Origin of the sequence: uncultured Brevundimonas sp., from assembly GCF_937870815.1 — a bacterium.
GTDB lineage: Bacteria > Pseudomonadota > Alphaproteobacteria > Caulobacterales > Caulobacteraceae > Brevundimonas.
Window position 1 is genome coordinate 1 of sequence record NZ_CALMZS010000123.1, and the last position, 6,763, is coordinate 6,763.

Consider the following 6,763-nt stretch of genomic DNA (forward strand, 5'->3'; position numbering starts at 1 on the left):
GGCAAGATCAAGAAGGCCCCGGGCGGCCCGCCGTCGCTGAGCCTGATCGAAAACCCGGACATTCTGGCGGGCGTCTCGGCGGCCGGGAAGGCGCGGCCGAAACTGGTCGTCGGCTTCGCGGCGGAGACCACCGATCTGGAGGCCAACGCCCGGGCCAAGCTGTCGCGCAAGGGCTGCGACTGGATCGTCGGCAACGACGTCTCCGACGAGGTGTTCGGGGCCGACGCCAATACGGTCACCCTGTTCACGAGGGACGGCGCCGCCGAGAGCTGGCCGCGCCAGTCGAAGGCGGAGGTGGCGCGCAAGCTGGCCGCCCGCATCGCCGGGCATTTGAACGCCTGAGCCGGTTGTCCACATGTTCTCCACTGGAGAATGGGCTTCTCCCCGGCCGACCTTCGCCTCGCCCGGGGCGGCCCTCGGCCTGCCCGGCAGACGCGATAAGGGTCGACGGTGATCGTCCTCCACCTCTCAGATACCGATCGACCCTGACATGACGACTGTCCGCATCGAACGCCTGCCGCACGCCGAGGGCCTGCCCCTGCCCGCCTATGAGACCACGGGCTCGGCCGGTATGGACCTGCGCGCGGCGGTGGCCGAGAATCTGCCGGTTATCCTCGCTCCCGGCGCCCGCACCCTGGTGCCGACGGGGCTGAAGATCGCCCTGGAGCCGGGCTTCGAGGCCCAGGTGCGGCCGCGTTCGGGGCTGGCGCTGAAGCACGGCCTGACCTGTCTGAACTCGCCGGGCACGATCGACAGCGACTATCGCGGCGAGGTCGGGGTCATCCTCGTCAACCACGGCCAGGAGCCGTTCGTGATCCGCCGCGGCGAGCGCATCGCCCAGCTGGTCATCGCCCGGCATGAGCAGGCGGCCATGGTCGAGGTCGGGGCGCTGGACGAGACCGTGCGCGGCGGCGGCGGATTCGGCTCGACCGGACGTTAAGCGGAGCCATTCGCCGCGACCTGCGTTAACCTTGTTCACGGCCAAGCTGGCCGGAGCAAGACGGAGGTCCGCGTATGGAGTCCCTGTTCGATTCGATCGGCGCCTTTGTGGGCGGCGTGTTTGGTCTGGCCCAGGGCGGGTTCGACGGCGTCAACCAGGTCATGGGCCTGTTGATCGCGGTGATCGCCGCCCTGCTGATGAAGGCGTGGAAGGGGCTGTGGGCGACGGCGCTGGGCGCGGCCCTGGTGCACGTGGCCGTCGGCGTGATCCGTCCGGTGCTGGACGGCGGCGCCTTCGTGCTGCCGGACCTGCTGAGCCTGACCTTCTGGATGGGGGTGCTGGCCCTGTTCCTGGGCTACGCCATCGTCATCGCGGTGTTCTTCCTGGTCAAGTCGCTGGTCACCGGCGGCGGGCTCGGCCATCGCAAGGCCGCGCACTGAACCCTTCCTCCCCCGAGCGCAGCGGAGGGGGAGGAACAGGCGGTCACGCCGGCCGGAAGCCGAGCACGTCCTGCATGTCGTAGAGGCCCGGCTTGCGGCCGCGGACCCAGGCGGCGGCGGCCACGGCGCCCCTGGCGAACAGGGCGCGGTCGATGGCCGAATGGCTGAGGGTCAGGGTCTCGTCCTCCGAGGCGAACAGCACGGTGTGCTCGCCGATCACCCCGCCGGCGCGCAGCGAGGCGAAGCCGATCCGGCCGCTCTGGCGCGGGCCGGCGAGGCCGTCGTACGGCGGGCTGCGCAGGTCGGCGAGGGCGGCGCCGCGGCCGCCGGCGGCGGCCTCGCCGAGCATCAGGGCGGTGCCCGAGGGGGCGTCGGCCTTGCGCCGGTGGTGGGTCTCCAGCACCTCGATGTCCCAGTCGCGGGCGTCGAGCCGCTGGGCCGCGTGTTCGACCAGGCCGATCAGGATGTTGACGCCGAGCGAGAAATTGCCGCTGCGGACGATGGCCACGGTCTTGGCGGCCCTGAGGATTTCGGCGTCCTGTTCGGGGGTCAGGCCGGTCGAGCCGATGACCAGGGCGGGGCCGCCGCGGGCGGCGCAGGTCCGGGCCAGTTCGACCGAGGCCTCGGGGGTCGAGAAGTCGATGACCACGTCGCACAGCGACAGGTCCGGGGTCTCGCCGCGGTCGAAGCGGGCGGCGACGACGACGTCCTCTCGGGCGTCGAGCGCGGCGGAGACGGCGCGGCCCATCCGGCCCCGGGCCCCGGAGATGCCGGCGTGGAAGATGCCGGCCGGGGGCCGCCCCCCGCCCGGGGTCACTGCGCCGCTTCCCTGGCGTCGCCGAGGATGTCGGCCCAGAAGCGCCGGGCCTTGCCGGCGAAGGACGAGTTGCGCGGCGTCTGCAGGTCGCCGAGCGAGGCGGCCAGCTCCTCGAGCAGCTCCTTCTGGCGGGCGGTCAGGTCGGTCGGCGTCTCGACGAACAGCTCGACCACCAGGTCGCCGCGGGCCTTGCCGTTGAGGTGGGGCATGCCCTTGCCCTTGATGCGCACGGTCTTGCCGGTCTGCGAGCCGGCCGGCACCGGGACGGCGGCCTTGCAGCGGCCGTCGCAGGCCTCGGAGGTCAGGCACGGGGCCTCGATCTCGCCGCCGAGGGCCGCGGTGGTCATCGGCACCGGCACGGTGACCAGCAGGTCGAGGTTGTCGCGCTCGAACAGTTCATGCGGGGTCACCGAGATGAACACATAGAGGTCGCCGCGCGGGCCGCCGCGCTGGCCGGCGTCGCCCTCGCCCGACAGGCGGATGCGCGAGCCGTCGTCGACGCCCGCCGGAATCTTGAGCTGCAGCTTGCGGTTCCTGCGCACCTGGCCGTGGCCGTGGCAGGCGGCGCAGGGCTCGGCGATGACCTGGCCGTGGCCGCCGCAGCGCGGGCAGGTGCGCTCGACCTGGAAGAAGCCGTTGGCCGAGCGCACGCGGCCGGCGCCCTGGCAGGTGGTGCAGGCGGTCGGCCGGGTGCCCTTCCTGGCCCCCGAGCCCTCGCAGGCGTCGCAGGCGGCGGTGGTCGGCACCGCGATCTCGACCTCGGCGCCCCTGTAGGCCTGCTCGAGGGTGATCTCCAGGTCGTAGCGCAGGTCCGAGCCGCGGCGCGGGCCGTGCTGGCGGGCCCCGCCGCCGCCGCGGCCGCCGAAGACGTCGCCGAAGGCGTCGCCGAAGACCTGGGAGAAGATGTCGTTGACGTCGGCGAAGCCGGCCCCGCCCTGGCCGAACGGATTGCCGCCGTTGACGCCGGCGTGGCCGAAGCGGTCGTAGGCGGCGCGCTTCTGCTCGTCCGAGAGCACGCCATAGGCCTCGGAGATCTCCTTGAAGCGGGCCATGGCCTCGTCGCAGCCGCCGTTGCGGTCCGGGTGGTGCTGCATGGCCAGCTTGCGGTAGGCGGATTTCAGCCCGGCCGCGTCAACGCCGCGGTCGACCCCCAGAATCTCGTAATAGTCACGCGTCGCCATCGGGCGTTCGTCCTCTTACCCTGCCGTTCCCGCCGCCGCCTCTGCCGGGCCGCTGGCCGGAACGCCTGACCGGCCTGACATGGGCGCCCGGCCGACTGATGCAAGTTTCATGAAACGGCGGATCCTCCCCCAGGCGAAGCGCCGGGGCAGGGGGCCGCGAAGCGGCGGGGCAGGGGGCCGCGAAGCGGCGGAGGGGTCCGGGCGCCGGCCCGGGCCGGAGACCCCCCTCCGCCATCCTTCGGATGGTTCCCCTGCCCCGCAAGGGGGAGGATTCGCGGCGTTCCTACGCGCTCTTCTTCTCGTCCGAGTCCGAGACTTCCTCGAATTCGGCGTCGACCACCCCGTCGTCGGCCGGCCCCTCGGCCGAGGCGCCCGCCCCCTGCGAGGCCGCGTACATGGCCTCGCCCAGCTTCATCGAGGCCTGGGCCAGGGTGTTGGTCTTCTCGCGGATGGCGTCGGCGTCGCCGCCCTCCCTGGCCGCCTTCAGGTCGTCGAGGGCGGCCTGGATCGCCGTCTTCTCGGCCTCGCCGACCTTGTCGCCGTGATCGGCGAGGGCCTTCTCGGTCGAATGGACCAGGCTGTCGGCCGAGTTCTGGGCCTCGACCAGATCCTTGCGGGCCTTGTCGGCGGCGGCGTTGGCCTCGGCCTCCTTGACCATCTTCTCGATGTCCTCGTCCGACAGGCCGCCATTGGCCTGGATGCGGATCGACTGTTCCTTGTTGGTGGCCTTGTCCTTGGCGGTGACATGGACGATGCCGTTGGCGTCGATGTCGAAGGAGACCTCGATCTGCGGCATGCCGCGCGGGGCCGGCGGAATGCCCATCAGGTCGAACTGGCCGAGAATCTTGTTGTCGGCCGCCATCGGACGCTCGCCCTGGAAGACCCGGATGGTCACCGCCGACTGGTTGTCGTCGGCGGTCGAGAAGGTCTGGCTCTTCTTGGTCGGGATGGTGGTGTTGCGTTCGATCAGCGGGGTGAAGACGCCGCCCAGGGTCTCGATGCCGAGGGTCAGCGGGGTCACGTCGAGCAGCAGCACGTCCTTGACGTCGCCCTGCAGCACCCCGGCCTGGACCGCGGCGCCCAGGGCCACGACCTCGTCCGGGTTGACGCCCTTGTGCGGCTCCTTGCCGAAGAAGGCCTTCACCGCCTCCTGCACCTTGGGCATGCGGGTCATGCCGCCGACCAGAACCACCTCGTCGATGTCCGAGGCCTTGAGGCCGGCGTCCTTGAGGGCCTTGCGGCACGGCTCGATGGTGCGCTGGACGAGGTCCTCGACGAGGGCCTCCAGCTTGGCGCGCGACAGCTTGATGTTGAGGTGCAGCGGGCCCGAGGCGTTCATGGTGATGAACGGCAGGTTGACCTCGTACTGGGTCGTCGAGCTGAGCTCCTTCTTGGCCTTTTCGGCCTCTTCCTTGAGCCGCTGCAGGGCCAGCTTGTCCTGGCGCAGGTCGACGCCCTGCTCCTTCTTGAACTCGTCGGCCAGGTAGTCGACCAGGCGCAGGTCGAAATCCTCGCCGCCGAGGAAGGTGTCGCCGTTGGTCGACTTCACCTCGAAGACGCCGTCGCCGATCTCGAGGATGGAGACGTCGAAGGTGCCGCCGCCGAGGTCGTAGACGGCGATCTTCTGGCCGTCGTTCTTGTCGAGGCCGTAGGCCAGGGCGGCCGCGGTCGGCTCGTTGATGATGCGCAGCACCTCGAGGCCGGCGATCTTGCCGGCGTCCTTGGTGGCCTGGCGCTGGGCGTCGTTGAAATAGGCCGGGACGGTGATGACGGCCTGGGTGACGGTCTCGCCGAGATAGGCCTCGGCGGCCTCCTTCATCTTGCCCAGGATGTAGGCCGAGACCTGCTGGGGCGAATAGTCCTTGCCGTGGGCCTTGACCCAGGCGTCGCCGTTCGGGCCCTTGACGATCTCATAGGGGACCATGCCCTTGTCCTTGGCCACCACCGGATCGTCGTAGTTGCGGCCGATCAGGCGCTTGATGGCGAAGAAGGTGTTGGTCGGGTTGGTCACGGCCTGACGCTTGGCGGGCTGGCCGACCAGCACCTCGCCATTGTCCTGGATGGCGACCACCGAGGGGGTGGTCCGGTTGCCTTCCGCGTTCTCGATGACCTTGGGGTTCTTGCCGTCCATGACGGCCACGCACGAATTGGTGGTGCCCAGGTCGATGCCGATGATCTTGGCCATGTTTTTGGTCTTTCACTCCATTCCGGCGGGCGGTGCGGCGGCCCTGAAGCGAGGCGCCGCGCGTGACCGCCCCCGATGTCGGGGTCCAGGGTCGGTTGTTCAGCTCCGGCGCAAAGCCCCACGTTCAGCGGGGTTTTCCGGCGGGTTGTCGCCGATATGGGAAACAGCCCCCGGCCCGCAAGGCCTGTGCGCGATTCAGCGATCAGTCTCCGTCAGGTGTGCCACGACGCGCGCGACGGCATATAGTGGACCGGCGACGCGCCGGCGCCGCCAGCCGAGGAGAAGGGCCATGCCCGTCCGGAGGACATCGCCGATCGCCCTGCTGGCCGCGGCGCTGGCGGCGGCGGGCCTGGTCAGCGCCGCGCCCGGGCCCGGGGAGCAGTCGCGCGACGGCCAGAACCGCCGCGTCCGCATCCACAACCAGACCGGAGCGGCGCTGCTGGGGCTGCGGGCCGCCGACGTCCGCGCCGGCGTCTTCGGGCCCGACCTGCTGGGCGGAACCCCGGTGGCGGCCGGGGCCAGCGTGCCGGTGACCATCGACGACGGCGGCGGCGGCTGCCTCTACGACCTGAGGGCCGAGCTCGCCGGCGGCCACGGCCTGGTGCGCGAGAACATCAACGTCTGCCGCATCGCCGACTATTATCTGACCCGCTGAGCCGTGGCCGCGCCCGGGATCGACACCGGACTGGCGGGGTTCCGGCTGTGGCCGGCCGCGCTTTCGCCGGCCGCGCAGGCGGCGCTGCGCGACGAGGTGCTGACGGCGCTCGAAGGGGCGCCCCTCTACCGGCCGACGACCCGCGGCGGGCGGCCGTTCTCGGTGGAGATGAGCAATCTCGGGCCGACCGGCTGGGTCTCCGACCGGGGCGGCTACCGCTATCAGCCGACCCACCCGGTGACCGGCGCGCCGTGGCCGCCGATGCCCGAACGGCTGCTGCGCCTGTGGACCGAGCTGACCGGCTGGCCGGCGCCGCCCGACGCCTGCCTGGTCAACCTCTACCGCGAGGGCGCGCGCATGGGGCTGCACCAGGATCTCGACGAGGCCGACCGGTCCGCCCCGGTGCTGTCGGTGTCGCTGGGCGATACGGCGGTGTTCCGCATCGGCGCGGCGGCGGGCGGCCCGACCCGGTCGCTGCGGCTGGCCTCGGGCGACGTCTGCGCCCTGACCGGCCCGGCCCGGCTGGCGCGGCACGGAATCGACCG

The 6,763-nt window shown here is 71.4% G+C and carries 8 protein-coding genes; 5 read left to right on the forward strand and 3 right to left on the reverse strand.

Features of this window, described 5'->3' with window-relative positions:
• The 3 genes from Q0588_RS08015 to Q0588_RS08025 form a co-directional block, all read left to right on the forward strand.
• A partial coding sequence (locus tag Q0588_RS08015) for a phosphopantothenoylcysteine decarboxylase (protein ID WP_298745399.1) occupies positions 1–342 on the forward strand: 342 nt, incomplete at its 5' end.
• A 148-nt stretch (positions 343–490) separates the two neighbouring features.
• Positions 491–940 (forward strand): dUTP diphosphatase, encoded by a 450-nt coding sequence (dut, locus tag Q0588_RS08020; RefSeq protein ID WP_298745400.1) that lies wholly within the window; start codon positions 491–493, stop codon positions 938–940.
• A 74-nt stretch (positions 941–1,014) separates the two neighbouring features.
• Positions 1,015–1,380, forward strand: coding sequence for a hypothetical protein (locus tag Q0588_RS08025; RefSeq protein WP_298745401.1), 366 nt, complete (start codon positions 1,015–1,017; stop codon positions 1,378–1,380).
• Positions 1,381–1,423: 43 nt separating this feature from the next.
• On the opposite strand, the gene dapB is transcribed toward Q0588_RS08025, so the two are convergent.
• The 3 genes from dapB to dnaK all read right to left on the reverse strand — a co-directional run bounded on the left by dapB (position 1,424) and on the right by dnaK (position 5,563).
• On the reverse strand, positions 1,424–2,197 hold the full coding sequence (gene dapB, locus Q0588_RS08030; protein WP_298745403.1) for a 4-hydroxy-tetrahydrodipicolinate reductase: 774 nt from the start codon (positions 2,195–2,197) through the stop codon (positions 1,424–1,426).
• Positions 2,194–3,378 (reverse strand): molecular chaperone DnaJ, encoded by a 1,185-nt coding sequence (gene dnaJ, locus Q0588_RS08035; protein ID WP_298745405.1) that lies wholly within the window; start codon positions 3,376–3,378, stop codon positions 2,194–2,196. Before dnaJ ends, dapB begins: the two co-directional genes overlap by 4 nt.
• A gap of 283 nt (positions 3,379–3,661) precedes the next feature.
• Positions 3,662–5,563: a molecular chaperone DnaK gene (dnaK, locus tag Q0588_RS08040; RefSeq protein ID WP_298745407.1), complete on the reverse strand. Its 1,902-nt coding sequence runs from the start codon at positions 5,561–5,563 to the stop codon at positions 3,662–3,664.
• Positions 5,564–5,852: 289 nt separating this feature from the next.
• Between dnaK and Q0588_RS08045 the strand changes: the two genes are divergently transcribed.
• Positions 5,853–6,218 carry a hypothetical protein gene (locus Q0588_RS08045; protein WP_298745410.1) on the forward strand — a complete coding sequence of 122 codons (366 nt, stop codon included), beginning with the start codon at positions 5,853–5,855 and terminating at the stop codon, positions 6,216–6,218.
• Between the two features lie 3 nt (positions 6,219–6,221).
• The coding region (locus Q0588_RS08050) for an alpha-ketoglutarate-dependent dioxygenase AlkB (RefSeq protein ID WP_298745411.1) at positions 6,222–6,763 on the forward strand (542 nt) is incomplete at its 3' end.